At 57.7% G+C, this 18,747-nt stretch carries 15 protein-coding genes; 7 read left to right on the top strand and 8 right to left on the bottom strand.

The window, feature by feature from the left end; all coding sequences use genetic code 11:
• Positions 1-9: 9 nt before the first annotated feature.
• The 4 genes from hslV to priA form a co-directional block, all read right to left on the bottom strand.
• A complete protein-coding gene (hslV, locus tag ACUTSW_RS24290) occupies positions 10-540 on the bottom strand; it encodes an ATP-dependent protease subunit HslV (RefSeq protein WP_004953184.1) in 531 nt (176 codons plus the stop codon).
• 102 nt (positions 541-642) lie between these two features.
• Complete coding sequence (gene ftsN / locus ACUTSW_RS24295; RefSeq protein WP_445585533.1) at positions 643-1,608, bottom strand: cell division protein FtsN; 966 nt, start codon at positions 1,606-1,608, stop codon at positions 643-645.
• A gap of 65 nt (positions 1,609-1,673) precedes the next feature.
• Entirely contained in the window at positions 1,674-2,702 is a 1,029-nt protein-coding gene (gene cytR / locus ACUTSW_RS24300) for a DNA-binding transcriptional regulator CytR (RefSeq protein ID WP_013814994.1), read from the bottom strand.
• A 289-nt stretch (positions 2,703-2,991) separates the two neighbouring features.
• Positions 2,992-5,187 (bottom strand): primosomal protein N', encoded by a 2,196-nt coding sequence (gene priA / locus ACUTSW_RS24305; protein WP_445585534.1) that lies wholly within the window; start codon positions 5,185-5,187, stop codon positions 2,992-2,994.
• 201 nt (positions 5,188-5,388) lie between these two features.
• Between priA and rpmE the strand changes: the two genes are divergently transcribed.
• A complete protein-coding gene (gene rpmE / locus ACUTSW_RS24310) occupies positions 5,389-5,604 on the top strand; it encodes a 50S ribosomal protein L31 (RefSeq protein ID WP_004953176.1) in 216 nt (71 codons plus the stop codon).
• Positions 5,605-5,682: 78 nt separating this feature from the next.
• Here the strand turns inward: rpmE and metJ are convergent, their stop codons facing one another.
• Positions 5,683-6,000 (bottom strand): met regulon transcriptional regulator MetJ, encoded by a 318-nt coding sequence (gene metJ, locus ACUTSW_RS24315; protein ID WP_006317756.1) that lies wholly within the window; start codon positions 5,998-6,000, stop codon positions 5,683-5,685.
• 317 nt (positions 6,001-6,317) lie between these two features.
• On the opposite strand from metJ, the gene metB reads away from it, so the two are divergent.
• From metB to ACUTSW_RS24335, 4 genes are all read left to right on the top strand, one after another.
• Positions 6,318-7,478 carry a cystathionine gamma-synthase gene (gene metB, locus ACUTSW_RS24320; RefSeq protein WP_062869047.1) on the top strand — a complete coding sequence of 387 codons (1,161 nt, stop codon included), beginning with the start codon at positions 6,318-6,320 and terminating at the stop codon, positions 7,476-7,478.
• Positions 7,479-7,480: 2 nt separating this feature from the next.
• Entirely contained in the window at positions 7,481-9,916 is a 2,436-nt protein-coding gene (locus ACUTSW_RS24325; RefSeq protein ID WP_004953170.1) for a bifunctional aspartate kinase/homoserine dehydrogenase II, read from the top strand.
• 233 nt (positions 9,917-10,149) lie between these two features.
• Positions 10,150-11,043, top strand: a complete 894-nt coding sequence (gene metF / locus ACUTSW_RS24330; protein WP_062869046.1) for a methylenetetrahydrofolate reductase — start codon at positions 10,150-10,152, stop codon at positions 11,041-11,043.
• 128 nt (positions 11,044-11,171) lie between these two features.
• Positions 11,172-11,804: a LysE family transporter gene (locus tag ACUTSW_RS24335; protein ID WP_445585535.1), complete on the top strand. Its 633-nt coding sequence runs from the start codon at positions 11,172-11,174 to the stop codon at positions 11,802-11,804.
• Here the strand turns inward: ACUTSW_RS24335 and ACUTSW_RS24340 are convergent.
• The 3 genes from ACUTSW_RS24340 to argE all read right to left on the bottom strand — a co-directional run bounded on the left by ACUTSW_RS24340 (position 11,801) and on the right by argE (position 16,706).
• The gene (locus tag ACUTSW_RS24340) at positions 11,801-12,589 is read right to left on the bottom strand and encodes a helix-turn-helix domain-containing protein (RefSeq protein WP_445585536.1); all 789 of its coding nucleotides are present in this window, start codon (positions 12,587-12,589) and stop codon (positions 11,801-11,803) included. The genes ACUTSW_RS24335 and ACUTSW_RS24340 overlap by 4 nt on opposite strands.
• Before the next feature lie 75 nt (positions 12,590-12,664).
• Positions 12,665-15,301, bottom strand: coding sequence for a phosphoenolpyruvate carboxylase (ppc, locus tag ACUTSW_RS24345; RefSeq protein ID WP_004953159.1), 2,637 nt, complete (start codon positions 15,299-15,301; stop codon positions 12,665-12,667).
• Between the two features lie 259 nt (positions 15,302-15,560).
• Positions 15,561-16,706: an acetylornithine deacetylase gene (gene argE / locus ACUTSW_RS24350; RefSeq protein WP_004953157.1), complete on the bottom strand. Its 1,146-nt coding sequence runs from the start codon at positions 16,704-16,706 to the stop codon at positions 15,561-15,563.
• Positions 16,707-16,922: 216 nt separating this feature from the next.
• On the opposite strand from argE, the gene argC reads away from it, so the two are divergent.
• Entirely contained in the window at positions 16,923-17,927 is a 1,005-nt protein-coding gene (gene argC / locus ACUTSW_RS24355; protein ID WP_013814986.1) for an N-acetyl-gamma-glutamyl-phosphate reductase, read from the top strand.
• A 29-nt stretch (positions 17,928-17,956) separates the two neighbouring features.
• Positions 17,957-18,730: an acetylglutamate kinase gene (argB, locus tag ACUTSW_RS24360; protein WP_004953149.1), complete on the top strand. Its 774-nt coding sequence runs from the start codon at positions 17,957-17,959 to the stop codon at positions 18,728-18,730.
• Positions 18,731-18,747: the final 17 nt, after the last annotated feature.

The following is an 18,747-nucleotide window of genomic DNA, read 5'->3' on the forward strand; positions in this document are numbered from 1 at the left end:
ATTCGATCCTTACGCTTTGGAAGGCAATTCTTCGATGGTGTGGAAATGGTTGGTGTAAATACAGATGTCACCGGCGATGTTGAGGGATTTATCAACGATTTCGCGGGCGCTCAGCTCGGTATTTTCCAACATCGCACGAGCGGCAGCCTGGGCGTATGGGCCGCCGGAACCGATCGCAATCAAATCATTTTCAGGCTGGATCACGTCACCGTTGCCGGTGATGATCAGCGAAGAGTGTTCATCAGCCACGGCCAGCAGCGCTTCAAGCTTGCGCAGCATGCGGTCGGTACGCCAGTCTTTAGCCAACTCAACGGCCGCTTTAACCAAATGGCCCTGGTGCATTTCCAGCTTGCGCTCGAACAGCTCAAACAGCGTGAAGGCATCCGCAGTGCCACCGGCGAAACCGGCAATCACTTTGTCGTTATACAGGCGACGCACTTTCTTGACGTTGCCCTTCATTACCGTATTGCCCAAGGTGGCCTGGCCATCGCCACCGATCACTACCTGGCCGTTGCGGCGTACGCTTACAATTGTTGTCACGAGCAGACCCTCGTTGAAGACGGAAAGAAGCCCTCGCAGCGTCTGCTTGCGCAGACACTACGAGGCATATTGAGAGTATAGATGGGGGGGGATTGACGCTTTTCAACCCCCAACGGCGAGGGGAATGCAACTTGACATGCCAGCGCCCTTCAGACGCGATAGGGTTTTGTCCGCTGTTGCGCGGCTGCTGTAGGGGCCGAGCACCACGCGATTCCAACCGCCACCGGCGGTGATGCGGCTTTCGATACCTTCAAACGCCAGGCGCGCACGGACGGATTCCGCCTGATCGGTGGCACGGAACGAACCGCATTGCACCATCCACTTCTGTTTCTGCTCAGGCTTGGTTTCCTGCTTGGCCGTTTCCTGTTTCACTTCCGGCTTGGTTTCCGGTTTTACCTCAGGTTTTGGCTGCGGTTTAGGCTCAGGCTGTTTAACCTGGACCGGCTGCGGCTGCGGCTTGGGTTTGGGTTGAGCCTGCTGGTGCTGTTGTTGTTGCTGCACCGGCGCCGTGGTTGCGCCGCTGTTAAACGGATTACGCGGCTGGGTAACCTGTGGTTGCTGCACCTGTTGCTGAACTTGCTGCTGTATTTGTTGTTGCTGCACCTGCTGTTGGCGGCTGTTGCCGCGCACTGCGGCTTGCGAAGGGTCGTTATACGGCACTTCATTCAACTGCGTTGGGCGCTGTTGCATATCCGCCTGCATTTGTTCCAGCAGTTGGCGTTGTTCGGTGGTCAACTGAGTCTTGGAGTTGACTTCACCGCCGGCCGTTGGCTCGGTCGGGGTCTGCACGCCAATCTGGCGGTTCTCCAGCTCTTTGATATAGCGCCAGCGCTCTTCCGGCTTCGGCGGCAGGCCATTGCCAGGGCGGTTGCTGTGTGCAGGCAACAGCGGTACATCGTCCGGTTTATTGTGCGTAATGAAATAGAGGCCACCGATAAAGATCACCAGAAGTGCTACGGCTAACGCCAGCACGGTTTTGGATACTTTCGGAGAACTGCTCTTTTTACGGCTGGGGGTTTTGCGCCGCGCTCCTGTGCGCCCACGGCCTACATAGTCTTTTTGTGCCACTATTATTCCGCTGTGTCCTGATGAGGAGATAAGTCCTGCATGTTACTGAACCCTAAAATATTTGACTAGCGTTTAGGGGCAGCGGTGCTGCCTCTGATAATTAACTCACTGTCCAATAGCCGGGAGCCACTTGGTACTGCCTGTCCGTGCAGTTGTTCCAACAACAGCAGCATCGCTTGCCGGCCGATCTCATAGCGCGGTTGAGCCACCGTGGTTAACGGCGGATCGCAATACTGCGTCAGCTTGATGTCGTCAAAGCCGACGATGGAAAGGTCCTGCGGTACTCGCAGCCCCATTTTTTTCGCCTGTGACAGCACGCCGATTGCCATGACGTCACTGTGGCAGAATATTGCCGTCGGGGGTTTTGGTTGCGCCATTAGCGCTGTCAGCGCCTGCGCACCGGCTTCGTACGTGAAATCACCCCGGGTAATATAGCTGCTTTCGACGTTAATGCCATTACGACGTAGCGCCTGAATGTAACCTTGCAGCCGATAATGGCTGAGAGGCATCTGTTCCGGTCCGGCGACACAGGCGATTTGCTTGTGTCCGAGCTGGTGCAAATAATGTACGGCCTCGAAGGCGGCGGTCAGGTTATCGATGTGTACCGTCGGCAGTTCCAGCTCCGGGGCAAACTCGTTGGCCATCACCATCGGCGGCAGATTGCGCTGCTCTTCCTTGCTGGCGTCGAAGGGCAGGTTGGAGCCGAGCAGCAGCATGCCGTCGATTTGCTTGGTGATAATCAGATTGACGAAGGTTCGTTCCTGCTGGTTTTGCTGAGCGCAATCGCCAATCAGCACCAGATAGCCTTGCTGCGCCGCGGTCTGCTCGATCCCCTGGATCACGTCGGCGAAGAACGGATCGCAAATGTCGGGGACGATCACCAGAATGGTACGGGATTCATTGCGCTTGATATTGCGCGAGAGGGCATGAGGAGAGTAGCCCACGGCCAAGACGGCCTGCTCCACTTTCTGACGCGTCGGCGTTGACACCTTCTCCGGGTTCATCAGCGCGCGCGACACGGTTGCCGTTGAAACGCCCGCCATCTCGGCAACGTCTTTCATGGTTGCCATGGGTAATTCTTTCTTGTGTTCCAACGCCTTTCTCCTTGCGTTAGCCCCATGCCAACGCGACTACTGCAGTTTGCTCACAAATTTTGGCGTACGGTGGTGTTGTTATCATTTAGCGCCATCCGCATTCGAACATTCTGTCACGGTGCTACTTTAGGTGCCAAAATTGCCTTGGCAGACATTCTAAACAGAATATGTCCCGCCTTTGTTACCTAATTTGCATAAAAAGTGTGACCCGGGAAGGTTTTTTAGCGTTCGCTCGCAATTTCAAGGGTAAACGTTTGCCTTGCCTGAACTGAATCAGACTTTTCCGGGTTCAGCTATCTATCGGATCGACGTCCAGCGTCCATTTCACCTTACGTGCCTGTGGCAGTGTACCGATCAACGGCAACGAGCTTTTCATCAACTGTTGCAGCACGCGTCGCGAAGGGTGCTGCAACAGCAGTTGCCAACGGAAGCGGCCGCCGCGTTTTGACTGCAATGCCGGGACGGGCCCCATGACCCACAACGAGTCGTCTTTCAGCGGGCTGGCTTCCAGCAGGTTGCGCAGCTGCTGCAGGAACAGCGGCGCCTGTTGGTTATCGTGATCTTCCGAACGCACGATGATATGGCTGGTGTAGGGCGGCAGGAATACGCTGTTGCGTTCCGCCAGCGTCTGTTTGGAAAAGGCCTCGTAGCCCTGCTGCAACAGAATTTGCAGCAGCGGGTGTTCCGGGTGGTGAGTCTGCAAAAGGACTTCACCCTGTTTGCCGGCGCGGCCTGCACGGCCGGAGACCTGGGTATACAGTTGGGCAAAGCGTTCAGCGGAACGGAAATCAGCCGAAAACAGCGCGCCGTCGACGTCCAGCAGGGCGACTAGCGTCACGTCCGGGAAATGGTGACCTTTTGCCAACATCTGGGTGCCGATCAATATGCGTGAGCCACCACGGTGAATATCCGCCAGATGCTGCTCGAGCGAGCCCTTGCGGCTGGTGGTGTCTCGGTCAATACGGGTGATCGGCGTTTCCGGGAACAGCGGCGCCAGTTCGTTTTCCAATTGCTCGGTACCGACGCCGACCGAGACCAGGTGCGTTGAACCGCATTGCGGGCACTGGTGCGGTACCGGCCGCTGGCTGTCGCAGTGGTGGCAGCGCAGTTGGCGATGATTCTGATGGAAGGTGTAGTAATGATCGCAGCGTTGGCATTCGGCAATCCAGCCGCACTCGTGGCACAACAACGCCGGCGCATAGCCGCGGCGGTTAAGGAATAACATCACCTGATTGCCGGCTTTCAGGTGGTGCTGCATGCTTTTCAGCAAAGGCTGCGACAGACCCACCTTCAGCGGCAGGCCTTTCAGGTCGATCAGGTGCTGCGCCGCCGGTTTGGCGTTGCCCGCGCGCTGGGTGAGCTTGAGTTGACGGTATTTACCCAGTTGCACGTTGTGCAGCGTTTCCAGCGCCGGTGTGGCGGAACCCATGACCATCGGGATGTTCTCTTCCCGGGCGCGGAACACCGCCAGATCGCGTGCGTGGTAGCGCCAGCCTTCCTGCTGTTTATAGGAGCTGTCGTGCTCTTCGTCGAGAATGATCACGCCCAGGCGTGAGAACGGGGTAAATAGCGCAGAGCGGGTACCTATGACGATCGCCGCTTCGCCGCTGCGGGCGCGCAGCCATACCGCCAGCCGTTCGCTGTCGTTGAGGCCGGAGTGCAGTACGTCTACCGGCGCATTGAAGCGCTCGCGAAAGCGGGCGATAGTTTGCGGCGTCAGGCCGATTTCCGGCACCAGCACCAGCGCCTGTTTGCCCATGGCCAGAATGTTTTCCAGCACGCTGAGATAGACTTCTGTCTTGCCGGAGCCGGTGACCCCGGCCAGCAACCAGGCGGCAAACTGATCGTCTTCGCTGCGGATCGCACCCACGGCGGTGGCCTGCTCGGTATTCAGCCGCAGCCGTTCGCCGAGCACTTCAAAACCCGGTCGCCAGTCCTGCGTCGCCAAAGTCTGAGCCCGTAAGTCGATCAGCCCTTTGGCGCGCAATGCCTGCAGCGCGCTCTCGGTCAGTTCAAGTTCGCTGACCTGGTGGCGATACACCGGGCGTTGCAGCAGCGCGGCCAGTGCCTGCTGTTGTTTGGGGGCGCGTTTCAGGCTTTCCGGCGGCGTGGCGCGGCCCTGTTCAGTGGCGAACCATTGCCACAGCGGCGCGGCTTCCGCCGGTTTGCCTTGCCTTAGCAGGATCGGCAGCGCGTGGAACAGCACTTCGCCGATAGGATAATGATAATAGTCGCTGGCCCAGCGAAGAATGCGCCACAGGCTGGGGGAGAACAGGGAGGCGTTGTCGATGATGCTGTCGATGGGCTTAAGCTTATCCAGCGGCAGTTCGCTGGTGTCGCTGCTGCCGGTGACGATGCCGATTGCCCGTTGCTTACCCCAGGGTACGCAAACGCGCGCGCCGGCTACCGGCTGCAAGCCTTGCGGCAGCAGATAGTCGAAGGTGCGGGCGAGGGGAACCGGTAAAGCAACGTGTACAACGGGCATGTGGCGGCCATCCAGATGGAAAAAGTGTCGGGTAGTTTACACTGCGGGCCGCAAAATGTACGGTTCCAATTGCGCGCTACATTGAATTTCTGTATAGTTTGCCGCCTTTGGTATAATCCGATACCAAAATATATTATCAACCACGTGTGGTGTCTGGCGAAACAGGGCTGGATAGCGACACGGCCTTAACTGAGGTTTCCCATGAAACAAGGTATCCACCCAAAATACGAAGAAGTTACTGCTAACTGCTCTTGCGGTAACGTGATCAAAATCCGCTCTACCGTGGGTCACGATCTGAACCTGGACGTTTGTGGTCAATGCCACCCGTTCTACACTGGCAAGCAGCGTGACGTTGCTACCGGTGGCCGCGTTGACCGCTTCAACAAGCGTTTCAGCGTACCAGGCGCTAAGAAATAATATTTCTTACCGTCAGATGAAAAAGGCGCCTTCGGCGCCTTTTTTCATTTCTGCCGCCTGCTTTCGCAGGCCGACTGGTTAGTATTCCCAGGTATCGGGATCCACACCCAATTCACGCATCAGCACTTTTGCGGCTTCCGGGATTTCATCGCTGCGTTCTTTGCGCAGGTCTTCATCGTTCGGCAGCGGCTGGCCGGTAAAAGCATGCAGGAATGCTTCGCACAGCAATTCGCTGTTGGTGGCGTGGCGCAGGTTATTGACCTGGCGACGAGTCCGCTCATCGGTGAGGATTTTCAGGACCTTCAGCGGAATGGATACCGTGATTTTTTTTACTTGCTCGCTTTTTTTACCGTGTTCAGCGTAAGGGCTGACATACTCGCCGTTCCACTCAGCCATGGGACACCTTAAATTTGTCAGAAAAATTACAAAATTCTAAAAACCGGCCAATTATGCCCGATCTTCACTGTTCTCACTAAATAAATGTCAATTTTACGCGACCAGGGTCACTGTATACTCAGGATCAATAGGTGTCGCCTATGCATTTCGCGTTAACATCGTATCGTCATATCAAACCGGCATAATTTTAGCGGGTATTACCGCTTTGCTCAATCTATACGCAAAGAAGTTTAGATGTCCAGATGTATTGACGTCCATCTCTGCTGCGATTAATCTTTAGCCCTCATTCATCCGAATCCTGAGAGCCGAGCGACCCTATGACGCGTAAACCAGCCACGATTGCCGTACGTAGCGGCCTGAACGATGACGAACAGTACGGCTGCGTTGTCCCGCCGATCCATCTTTCCAGCACCTATAATTTCACCGATTTCAACCAGCCTCGCGCGCATGACTACTCACGCCGCGGCAACCCTACGCGCGATGTGGTGCAACGTGCGCTGGCGGAGCTGGAAGGCGGCGCCGGTGCGGTAATGACCAGTAGCGGTATGTCGGCGATCCATCTGGTGACCACCGTGTTCCTGAAACCCGGCGATCTGCTGGTGGCGCCGCACGATTGTTATGGTGGCAGCTACCGTCTTTTCGACAGCCTGAGCAAGCGAGGCGCTTACCGCGTGCTGTTTGTCGATCAGGGTAATGAAGAGGCGTTGGCACAGGCGTTGGCGCAAAAGCCAAAACTGGTGCTGATAGAAAGCCCGAGCAACCCGCTTTTGCGCGTGGTGGACATTGCGGCGATTTGCGAGGCGGCGCATGCGGCAGGCGCGCTGACGGTAGTGGATAACACCTTCCTCAGCCCGGCGCTGCAGCAGCCGATTGGATTGGGAGCCGATCTGGTGGTTCACTCCTGCACCAAATACCTCAACGGCCATTCCGATGTGGTGGCCGGCGCGGTGATCGCCAAAGATAAGGATCTGGCGGTGGAGCTGGCTTGGTGGGCCAATAATATCGGCGTTACCGGCGGCGCGTTCGACAGCTATTTGCTGTTGCGCGGCATGCGCACCCTGTCGCCACGCATCAAGGCGGCGCAACAAAACGCCGAAGCGATTGTCAGTTATTTACAGCAGCAACCGCTGGTGAAAAAGCTGTATCATCCTTCTCTGCCACAGAACCCAGGGCACGAGATTGCGCGCCGCCAGCAACGCGGCTTTGGCGCGATGCTCAGTTTTGAACTGGATGGTGATGAGGCGCTTCTTCGCCGTTTCCTCTCTGCCCTTGAGCTGTTTACTCTGGCAGAATCCTTAGGGGGCGTAGAAAGCCTGATTTCGCATGCAGCGACCATGACCCATGCCGGTATGGCAGCGGAAGCACGTGCGGCGGCCGGTATCTCCGAGAGCCTGCTGCGTATTTCCGTGGGTATTGAAGACAGCGAAGATTTGATTGCCGATCTGGAACGTGCTTTCCAGGCGGCGGCAACGAGGTAAGCATGAATGCAATTGCGGTAGCAGGGCCGGTGAGCGGGCGTCAACTGCACAAGTTTGGCGGCAGCAGCCTGGCGGACGTGAAGTGTTATCTGCGTGTGGCCGGGATCATGGCCGAATACAGCCAGCCGGGCGATATGATGGTGGTGTCGGCTGCCGGCAGCACCACCAACCAACTGATTAACTGGCTGAAGCTCAGCCAGAGCGATCGCCTTTCTGCGCATCAGGTTCAGCAGACGCTGCGCCGTTATCACAGTGAATTGATCGGCGGTTTATTGCCGCCGGAAACCGCCGAACCGCTGATCGCCGAATTTATTCAGGATCTGGAGCGTCTGGCGGTCTTGCTGGATGACAAGATTGACGACGTGACTTATGCCGAGGTCGTCGGCCACGGCGAAATCTGGTCGGCGCGGCTGATGGCTGCGGTACTGAACAAGTTGGATATGCAGGCGGCCTGGCTGGATGCGCGCGATTTCCTGCGTACGGAACGCTCCGCTCAGCCGCAGGTTGATGAAGGCCGTTCTTACCCGCTACTGCAACAATTGCTGGCTCAGCACCCAGGCAAACGCCTGGTGGTGACCGGTTTTATTTCACGCAACGACGCCGGTGAAACCGTGCTGTTGGGGCGTAACGGCAGTGACTATTCCGCGACCCAGGTCGGCGCTTTGGCCGGCGTGGAGCGCGTGACCATCTGGAGCGACGTGGCCGGGGTGTACAGCGCCGACCCACGTAAAGTGAAAGATGCCTGCCTGCTGCCGCTGCTGCGGTTGGATGAAGCCAGCGAACTGGCGCGTCTGGCGGCACCGGTGCTGCATACCCGCACCTTGCAGCCGGTTTCCGGCAGCGATATCGATCTCCAACTGCGATGCAGTTACCAGCCGGAACAGGGTTCAACGCGCATCGAGCGCGTGCTGGCTTCCGGTACGGGCGCCAAGATTGTCACCAGCCATGATGACGTGTGCCTGATTGAGCTGCGCGTCGCCAGCCAGCATGATTTCAAGCTGGCGCAGAAAGATCTGGATCTGGTGCTGAAGCGCGCGCAGATCAAACCCTTGGCCGTCGGCATTCATCCGGACCGCAACCTGGTTCAGCTGTGCTACACCTCGGAAGTGGTGAACAGCGTGCTGCGTACCTTGCAGGATGCCGGGCTGCCGGGGGAACTGAAACTGCGCGAAGGGCTGGCGCTGGTGGCGCTGGTGGGGGCGGGGGTTTGCAAAAACCCGCTGCACAGCCATCGTTTTTACCAACAGTTGAAAGACCAGCCGGTTGAGTTTATCTGGCAGGCGGAAGACGGCATCAGCCTGGTGGCGGTGCTGCGTCAGGGGCCGACTGCCTTGCTGATTCAGGGCTTGCACCAGTCATTGTTCCGCGCTGAAAAACGCATCGGTCTGGTGCTGTTCGGCAAAGGCAACATTGGCGCACGCTGGCTGGAACTGTTTGCCCGCGAGCAGAAAAATATTTCCGCCCGCAGCGGTTTTGAATTCACTCTGGCCGGGGTGGTGGACAGCCGCCGCAGCCTGCTGGATTACGACGGGCTGGACGCCAGCCGTGCGCTGGCATTCTTCGAGGACGAAGCACAGGAGTTGGACGAAGAGTCTCTGTTCCTGTGGATGCGTGCGCACCCGTTCGACGATCTGGTGGTGCTTGACGTTACCGCCAGTGAAAATCTGGCCGAGCAGTATCTGGACTTTGCCAGCTACGGTTTCCACGTGATTAGCGCCAACAAGCTGGCGGGCGCGTCGTGCGGTGATAACTACCGCCAAATCCGCGATGCCTTCGCCAAAACCGGCCGCCATTGGTTGTATAACGCTACCGTTGGCGCGGGCCTGCCTGTCAACCATACGGTGCGTGATTTGCGCGACAGCGGCGACAGCATTCTGGCGATCAGCGGTATCTTCTCCGGTACGCTTTCCTGGTTGTTCCTGCAGTTCGACGGCACGGTGCCGTTCACCGAACTGGTGGATCAGGCCTGGCAGCAGGGGCTGACAGAACCGGATCCGCGCGTCGATCTCTCCGGCCAGGACGTAATGCGCAAGCTGGTCATTCTGGCGCGCGAAGCGGGCTATGACATCGAACCGAATCAGGTGCGGGTAGAGTCGCTGGTGCCTGCCGGTGCCGAGCAGGGCTCTGTCGATCAGTTCTTCGAGAACGGCGATGCGCTGAACCAACAGATGCTGCAGCGTTTTGAGGCTGCCAGCGAAATGGGGCTGGTGCTGCGGCACGTGGCGCGCTTCGATGCCAACGGCAAGGCGCGTGTCGGGGTAGAGGCGGTGCGTCCTGAGCACCCGCTGGCGGCGCTGTTGCCGTGCGACAACGTGTTTGCTATCGAAAGCCGCTGGTACCGCGATAACCCCTTGGTGATCCGTGGGCCGGGTGCCGGCCGCGACGTCACGGCCGGGGCGATCCAGTCAGACCTTAACCGTTTGGCGCAACTGCTTTAATTTTCTTGCGGGCGCGGGTTCACTGCGCCCCTCGTTTTTCCTGCCATAATTCATCTTGTTTCGAACATGAAATTCTTTCTCTTTGCGGGTGAGGATTAATCATCTTATTCCCCCAGTTTCCTGTTGACTCTTTAGCCAACATACGGCATTTTCTATTTAGACGTCTAAACGTATAGACGCTTATTAAAATAAAGCAAAATGCAAAACAGCGATCGATAAGAGGCGGACAGGGTATGAGTTTTTTTCACGCAAACCAGCGGGAAGCGCTGAATCAGAGTCTGGCGGAATTAAACGGCCAGATTAACGTATCGTTTGAGTTTTTCCCGCCGCGCACCAGCGAGATGGAAGATACCCTGTGGCAGTCCATTGATCGTCTGAGCAGCCTGAAACCTAAATTTGTCTCTGTGACCTATGGCGCTAACTCCGGCGAGCGCGATCGCACCCACAGCATCATCAAAGGGATCAAGGACCGCACCGGTCTGGATGCGGCTCCACACCTGACCTGCATCGACGCCAGCCCGGCGCAGTTGCGTGAAATCGCCACCGATTATTGGAACAACGGCATTCGTCATATCGTGGCGCTGCGCGGCGATTTGCCTCCGGGTGGCGGCAAGCCGGACATGTACGCGACCGATTTGGTTAAGTTGCTGAAAGAAGTCGGCGATTTCGATATCTCCGTTGCCGCCTACCCTGAAGTGCATCCGGAGGCGAAAAGCCCGCAGGCGGATCTGATTAACCTGAAGCGTAAAATCGATGCCGGCGCCAACCGCGCGATCACCCAGTTTTTCTTCGACGTGGAAAGCTATCTGCGTTTCCGCGATCGCTGTGTCGCCACCGGTATTGATGTAGAAATCGTGCCGGGCATTTTGCCGGTATCCAACTTCAAGCAACTGCAGCGTTTCGCCACCATGACCAACGTACGCGTACCGAGCTGGATGACCAGCATGTTTGAAGGGTTGGACGACGACGCTGAAACCCGCAAAATGGTCGGCGCCAATATCGCGATGGACATGGTGAAGATCCTCAGCCGTGAGGGGGTGAAAGATTTCCACTTCTATACGCTGAACCGCGCCGAGATGAGCTATGCCATCTGTCATACGCTGGGTGTGCGCCCGGCCGCAGCATAATCCATTCGCTATCGGGAGGGGCGCTGCGTAAAAACAGCGCCCTTTTTGTTGGGCGCAATTTCTTCCAATACCCCTCTTTAGCGGCATGGTGAGATGACGCATCATCCCCATGAAAAGAGCTCGTCACCATGATGCCGTTTTCCAATGGTTTTTTACTCAGTTTGTCGCTTTGTCTGGATATTGGTATCGCCAATATCGCCATGATCACGCTGGCGATGCAACGCGGTTATTTTCATGGCTTCTGGCTGGGGATCGGTACCTGCGTGGGTGACCTGATTTATGCGGTGCTGGCGCTGGCGGGCATGGCGGTGCTGTTGCAATACCAAGGTGTCCGCTGGGTACTGTGGATCGGCGGTTCAATGATGCTGCTGTGGTTCGCTTACAAAATGCTGCGCGCGGCCTTCGCCAGGACGACTGAGCTGGCGGTGGCTGAGCCGGAGACGCCACGCTCGGTGCCGCGCAACTTTCTGCGCGGCGTGGTGCTGGCTATGTCATCTCCTACGGCGATCCTGTGGTTTGCGGCGGTGGGCGGTGCGCTGATTTCACGTATGGGTCAGGGGGGGCCGGCGGCAACGTCGTGGTTCCTCTCCGGCTTTTTTATTGCCGGCGTGGTGTGGACGGCGGTGCTTTGTTCCGTTGGCAGTCTGGGCGGCAAAATGCTGGGGGCACGCCTGCTGAAATATTCTTACTTTGCTTCGGCGGTGATTTTTGGCTACTTCGCGCTGTACGTGGTGGTGTCGGGCTACCGTGAGTTTATTTAGCGGGTGAAGGATTGCAGATAGTGATGCGGCGTGATGCCCATCGTTTTGCGAAAAGCGTTAATAAAATGGCTTTGATCGTAAAAACCCAAGGCCAGCGCCACGTCCAGCGTGTGTTGATTCTGCCGCAACAGGTTACGCGCCTCCAGCAGCCGCAGCTGCATGTGATATTGCAGCGGCGGCATGCCGACGCGTTGCCGGAACAGCCGGACAAAATGATATTTACTCATGCCGCTGACCTGGGCCAACGTGTCCAGGCTGATTTTCAGCGTCAGGTTGTCACGCATGAATTCCAGCGCCCGGCCGACGGTTTCCGTCGGTTGCGGGTGATCCGCTGTGCGATCGTCCAGCAGGGTACCCAGCAGCCACAGCAGATTTTGCTCCTGTTCAACGGCGTCGTGCGCAGTGCAGGCATAGCGGCAAATGGCGTCGAACAACGCCGGGTTGCGCAGCACACCTTCGGTCAGCACCGGCGCCTGGCGATCGGAACTCAGGTTATGGTTGTTGGCCAGCCTGCGCAAAAGTGATTGCGGCAAATGCACGCTGCAGAATTCGACTTTCTCACTGCCAAATTGCGAGGACTGAATGCTGGCCGGGTTGTAAACGGTGATTTCGCCACCGCGTACCAGCGAGGTTTTGCCGTCCAGCCAAATCTGTTCGGTACCGCTCAAATTGGCGCTGATCACGTATTCATCGTGGGTGTGACGGGGGAAGGAGGCATTGATCGCCGTCAGGCGCGAGCACTCGATATCGTTGGCAACAAACCAGTCCGAGAGGGATAACGCCATCGCGCACCTCCGCGCCCGTCAGCGACACATAGAAAAACGGCTCCTGTTTACAGGAGCCGTGCTTTGACGCGCAACCTAGCCGGTGTTGCGCATGCCGGCGGCGACGCCGGCAATGGTGACCATCAATGCCTGTTCAACGCGGGTATCAGGATGTTCCTGCTGGCGCGAGCGGTGCAGCAGTTCTGCCTGCAGCACGTTCAGCGGATCGGTATACACGTTGCGCAGCGCGATGGATTCGGCGATCCACGGCAGATCTTCCATCAGGTGAGCGTCATTGGCGATGGTCAACACGACCTTGATGTCGCTTTCGAGCTGATCGCGCAGCTGCTGGCCCAGCGGCCACAGCGATTTGTCGACCAGGCGCTGATCGTAGTATTCCGCCAGCCACAGGTCGGCCTTGGCGAAGACCATTTCCAGCATGGCGATGCGGGTAGAGAAGAACGGCCAGTCGCGGCACATGGCCTCCAACTGATTCTGTTTGCCGGCTTTCACCGCTTCCTGCAAACCTGCGCCAGCGCCCAGCCAGGCCGGCAGCATCAGGCGGTTCTGCGTCCAGGCGAAGATCCACGGAATAGCGCGCAGGCTTTCTACGCCGCCGTTTGGCTTGCGCTTGGCCGGGCGTGAACCCAGCGGCAGTTTACCCAGTTCCAGTTCCGGCGTTGCGGCGCGGAAGTAAGGCACGAAGTCCGGATTCTCGCGCACGTAGCCGCGGTACATTTTGCACGATGTCTCCGACAGGTCGTCCATCAGCGAACGCCATTCTTTCTTCGGCTCCGGCGGCGGCAACAGGTTGGCTTCCAGAACCGCGCCGGCATACAGCGCCAGGCTGCTGATGGCTACTTCCGGCAGGCCAAATTTGAAGCGAATCATCTCACCCTGTTCGGTCACGCGCAGGCCACCTTTCAGGCTGCCCGGTGGCTGCGACAGCAGTGCCGCATGCGCAGGCGCGCCGCCGCGACCAATCGAACCGCCACGGCCGTGGAACAGCGTTAACGCCACTCCGGCCTTTTCACAGGTTTTGATCAAGGCATCTTGCGCGCGGTACTGCGCCCAGGAAGCGGCCATCACCCCGGCATCTTTCGCCGAGTCGGAATAGCCGATCATCACCATCTGCTTGCCCTGGATAAAGCCGCGATACCAGTCGATATTCAGCAACTGGGTCATAACGTCGTCGGCGTTGTTCAGGTCGTCGAGGGTTTCGAACAGCGGCGCGACCGGCAGCGCAAACGGGCAACCGGCTTCTTTCAGCAGCAGATGGACCGCCAGCACGTCAGAAGGGGTGCGTGCCATGGAGATGACGTAGGCGGCGATGGAGCCTTGCGGCGCTTCGGCGATCACGCGGCAGGTTTCCAGCACTTCCTGGGTATCGGCGCTCGGTTCCCACTTCAACGGCACCAGCGGGCGTTTGGAGTTCAGTTCGCGGATCAGGAATGCTTGTTTGTCGGCTTCTGACCAGCTTTCGTAGTCGCCGAGGCCCAGATAACGGGTCAGTTCGGCGATGGCTTCGGTATGGCGGTTGCTTTCCTGACGGACGTCGATACGCACCAGCGGCACGCCAAAGCAGCGAACGCGGCGCAGGGTATCCAGCAACTGACCGTTGGCAATGATGCTCATGCCGCAGGCCTGCAGCGACTGATAACAGGCGAACAAAGGTTCCCACAGCTGATCGTTGCTTACCAGCAGGTCGTTCGGCTTCAGCACGCGTTCGCCTTTCAGGCGGCCTTCCAGATAGGCTTGAGAGCGCATCAACTGGCCGCGCAGCTGTTTCATGATTTCGCGGTACGGTTCCTGCACTTCGTCGCCACCGGCGAGGGCGCGCAATTCCGGGGTACATTCGGTCATCGACAGCTCGGACACCAACACCTGGATATCGCGGGTGAACAGGTCGCAGGCTTTCCAGCGGCTGAGCAGCAGCACGTGACGGGTGATTTCGGCGGTCACGTTCGGGTTACCGTCGCGGTCACCGCCCATCCAGGAGGTGAAACGCACCGGCACGGCTTCCGCCGGCAGGCTGTAATCGATGGAGTTTTCCAACTGCTCGTTGAATTCGCGCAGGAAGGCAGGCACCCCTTCCCACAGGCTGTTTTCCACCACCGCAAAGCCCCACTTGGCTTCGTCGATAGGCGAAGGGCGGTTTTTACGGATCTCGTCGGTGTGCCATGACTGGGCAACCAGCTGGCGCAGGCGGCGCATGATCTTGTTGCGCTCGTAATCGGCCAGATCGTTATGATCGAGTTGGCTCAGACAGGTGTTGACCTCAACCAGCTTGTGGATCAGGGTGCGGCGGGTGATTTCCGTCGGATGCGCCGTCAGCACCAGCTCGATGGAGAGCTGAGAGACCGCATTTTGCAGCTCTTTGGTGCTGAGCTTTTTGTCTTTCAGCCGGGTGAACAGCTGGGCCAGCGCTTCGGGATTGCTGGCGGCTTCGCCATTGGGCGAAATGCTGTGGTACTGCTCGGCGACGTTGGTCAGATTAAGGAACTGGCTGAAGGCGCGCGCGACCGGCAGCAACTCGTCGTTGGACAGGTTCTGCAAGGTGGAAAGCAGCTCCTGACGGTGCGCCTCGTTACCGGCACGTGAAGATTTGGAAAGCTTACGGATAGTTTCAACGCGATCGAGAATATGCTCGCCCAGCGCATCTTTGATGGTATCGCCGAGCAATTTGCCGAGCATACTGACATTACTTCGCATTGCCGAATATTGTTCGTTCATATAACCCCTGGCCCAGTTCTGTATGATTTTTTATCTTGTAAGTAAATTTCACGTGTCAGGCGAAGAGCGCCTGTTTCATCTCGCCACGTTCCTGTCCAATCGTCAATTGACACTATTTTTAGCAAAAAAACATCAAAATCGGCGCCTTTTCTGAAATTTAATTACGGCGCGCCGGTTATCAGTCTGGCTTATTATATTGTTTTGGTACTTCTTAATAGGTAGGGCGATGATAAATCATTACCCCTACCTTGTGTCAGGTTTATTGATGGCAAAAGTGCTCGACCAACTGGCCCAGCAGCTTGCGCGTCGGCTCGATAAACGCCGTATCGATGTATTCATCCGGCTGGTGCGCCTGGTTGATTGACCCCGGGCCAAGCACCAGCGTCGGGCACACCTGCTGGACGAACGGTGCTTCGGTGCAGTAGTTGACCACCTGAGTGCGGGTGCCCAGCAGTTTCTCAATCACTGCCACCATATGATGATCGGTCGGGCACTCGTAGCCCGGGACCGAGGCATGCAGTTCCTCAATGTTCAGGCGGCCCGGCCAGCGCTGGCTGACCGGCTCCAGCGTCTGGTGCATCAGCTCGTTGATATTGTCGAGCGTCATGCCCGGCAGCGGGCGAATATCCAGGTGCAATTCACAACAGGCGCAGATGCGGTTGGCTGCATCGCCGCCGCTGATATGGCCGAAGTTCATCGTCGGATAAGGCACGGCGAATGCCGGATTGTTGTAGCGCTCCTGCAACGTTTTGCGCAGTTCCATCAGGCGGCCAATGGTTTCGTGCATCAAATCGATGGCGTTGACGCCGCGCGCCGGGTCGCTCGAGTGGCCGGACTGGCCGACAATGCGGATGGCGTTGGCCATATGCCCTTTGTGCGCGCGCACCGGTTGCAGTGAGGTGGGCTCGCCGATAATGGCGAAATCCGGGCGGATGGCGGTCGAGGCGGCGAAATAACGTGCGCCGGCCATCGTCGTTTCTTCATCTGCGGTGGCCAGAATATACAGCGGCTTGGTCAGTTTGCCGGCATCGATGTCGCGCACGGCATCCAGAATAAAGGCAAAGAAGCCTTTCATGTCCGCAGTGCCCAGACCGTACAGCTTATTGTCGTGTTCGGTCAGGGTGAAGGGATCGCGCGTCCAGCGGCCTTCGTCATAAGGTACGGTGTCGGTGTGGCCCGCCAAAAGCAGGCCGCCGCTGCCTTCGCCGATGCTGGCGAGCAGGTTGAATTTGTTGCGGGTATCGGGCACCGGCTGTACGTCGACGCGAAAGCCCAAATCGGCAAACCATCCGGCCAGCAAGTTGATTAACGCTTCATTACTCTGATCGAGGGCGCCATCGGTGGCACTGATCGACGGAGTGGCGATCAACGCCCGGTACAGCTCAATAAATGGAGGTAATTTCATCTTCACTGTTGACAGCCTTTGGTTAGGGTAGTATCAATATTCATGCATTTATTTTGAATAAAAATACAGTAAGCTAGAGCGTAAGGGAACCCGATTCCCGGATGATTATAAAAACATCAACGCTCGACCACGTGGGTGAACGGCGAAACAACGCTGGTGAGCCCGGTTACCTGAGTCGAATACGACCACTCGTAAGCCAAGAAGGTGAAAGGCCACATGTTGAATACGCTGATCGTTGGTGCCAGCGGTTACGCCGGAGCGGAGCTCACGGCTTACCTGAATCGTCACCCACATATGAACATAACCGCATTAGCGGTTTCAGCGCAAAGTGCAGATGCAGGAAAATTGCTTTCTGATTTGCATCCCCAGTTAAAAGGCATCGTCGATCTGCCGTTACAACCGCTGGTTGACGTGGCTGCCGCCGCCGATGGCATCGACGTGGTGTTCCTGGCCACGGCGCACGAGGTCAGTCACGATATCGCGCCTTTGTTCCTGGCTGCGGGCTGTGTGGTGTTCGATCTGTCCGGTGCGTTCCGCGTGAAAGACGCCGGTTTCTATACCCAGTACTACGGTTTCGAGCATCAGCATCCTGAGCTGCTGGATCAGGCGGTGTATGGCCTGGCGGAGTGGCAGAGCGAAAAAATCAAACAGGCGCAACTGATCGCCGTACCTGGCTGCTACCCGACGGCGGCGCAGCTGGCGCTGAAACCCTTGATCGACCAACAGTTGCTGAACCCTGACCAATGGCCGGTCATCAACGCCACCAGCGGCGTCAGCGGCGCGGGCCGCAAAGCCAGCGTGACCACCAGTTTCTGTGAAGTAAGCTTGCAGCCGTACGGCATCTTCAACCACCGTCATCACCCGGAAATCGTTGCGCATCTGGGTGTACCGGTCATCTTCACGCCACATTTGGGTAACTTCCCGCGTGGTATTCTCGAAACCATCACCTGCCGCTTGAAAGCCGGCGTTACCGCGCAGGACGTGGCCGCTGCCTATCACGCCGCCTATGACGACAAACCGCTGGTGCGGCTGTACGACAAAGGCGTGCCGGCATTGAAAGCGGTGGTGGGCCTGCCGTTCTGCGATATCGGCTTTGCCGTTCAGGGCGAACACCTGATCGCCGTAGCGGCGGAAGACAACCTGTTGAAAGGCGCGGCCGCTCAGGCGGTGCAATGCCTGAATATCCGTTTTGGGTTCCCGGAAACCCAGTCATTACTTTAATGAATAACCAGCGTGGGATGTAAACAGCGATGAATCCGTTAATTATCAAGTTAGGTGGCGTGTTATTAGACAGTGAAGAGGCGCTGGAGCGTTTATTCACCGCCCTGGACAGCTACCGTCAGCAGCATCAGCGCCCGCTGGTTATCGTTCACGGCGGCGGTTGCCTGGTGGATGAGTTGATGAAACAACTTTCTCTGCCGGTGGTGAAGAAAAACGGCCTGCGGGTGACCCCTGCTGACCAGATCGACATCATTACCGGCGCGCTGGCCGGTACTGCCAACAAGACCCTGCTGGCGTGGGCCATCAAGCACCGGATCAATGCGGTGGGCCTGAGCCTGGCGGACGGCGGCAGCGTTTCCGTGACCCAACTCGATCCGGCGCTGGGCCACGTAGGCAACGCACAGCCGGGTTCACCGGTGCTGCTCAATACCCTGCTGGGTGCCGGCTACCTGCCGGTGATCAGCTCTATCGGCATCACCGCCGAAGGGGAATTAATGAATGTGAACGCCGATCAGGCGGCGACGGCCCTGGCCGCCACGCTGGGTGCGGATTTGATCCTGCTGTCGGATGTCAGTGGCATTCTCGACGGGAAAGGGCAACGCATTGCAGAAATGACGGCACAAAAAGCGGAACAACTGATTGCCCAAGGCATCATCACCGATGGTATGGTGGTGAAGGTGAATGCGGCGCTCGACGCGGCCCGCACCCTTGGCCGGCCGGTGGATATCGCCAGCTGGCGCCATGCCGATCAGCTTCCAGCTCTGTTTAACGGCGTGTCGATTGGCACCCGGATCCTCGCTTAAATTTAGAATTAAAAAGG

This window comes from Serratia sp. TSA_198.1, assembly GCF_052686505.1.

Excerpts from the sequence above, each read along its gene's own strand:
- priA (WP_445585534.1), bottom strand. The coding sequence starts at position 5,187 with ATGCCCGTTGTACACGTTGCTTTACCGGTTCCCCTCGCCCGCACCTTC.
- rpmE (WP_004953176.1), top strand. The coding sequence starts at position 5,389 with ATGAAACAAGGTATCCACCCAAAATACGAAGAAGTTACTGCTAACTGC.
- metJ (WP_006317756.1), bottom strand. The coding sequence starts at position 6,000 with ATGGCTGAGTGGAACGGCGAGTATGTCAGCCCTTACGCTGAACACGGT.
- metB (WP_062869047.1), top strand. The coding sequence starts at position 6,318 with ATGACGCGTAAACCAGCCACGATTGCCGTACGTAGCGGCCTGAACGAT.
- ACUTSW_RS24325 (WP_004953170.1), top strand. The coding sequence starts at position 7,481 with ATGAATGCAATTGCGGTAGCAGGGCCGGTGAGCGGGCGTCAACTGCAC.
- metF (WP_062869046.1), top strand. The coding sequence starts at position 10,150 with ATGAGTTTTTTTCACGCAAACCAGCGGGAAGCGCTGAATCAGAGTCTG.
- ACUTSW_RS24335 (WP_445585535.1), top strand. The coding sequence starts at position 11,172 with ATGATGCCGTTTTCCAATGGTTTTTTACTCAGTTTGTCGCTTTGTCTG.
- ACUTSW_RS24340 (WP_445585536.1), bottom strand. The coding sequence starts at position 12,589 with ATGGCGTTATCCCTCTCGGACTGGTTTGTTGCCAACGATATCGAGTGC.
- ppc (WP_004953159.1), bottom strand. The coding sequence starts at position 15,301 with ATGAACGAACAATATTCGGCAATGCGAAGTAATGTCAGTATGCTCGGC.
- argE (WP_004953157.1), bottom strand. The coding sequence starts at position 16,706 with ATGAAATTACCTCCATTTATTGAGCTGTACCGGGCGTTGATCGCCACT.
- argC (WP_013814986.1), top strand. The coding sequence starts at position 16,923 with ATGTTGAATACGCTGATCGTTGGTGCCAGCGGTTACGCCGGAGCGGAG.
- argB (WP_004953149.1), top strand. The coding sequence starts at position 17,957 with ATGAATCCGTTAATTATCAAGTTAGGTGGCGTGTTATTAGACAGTGAA.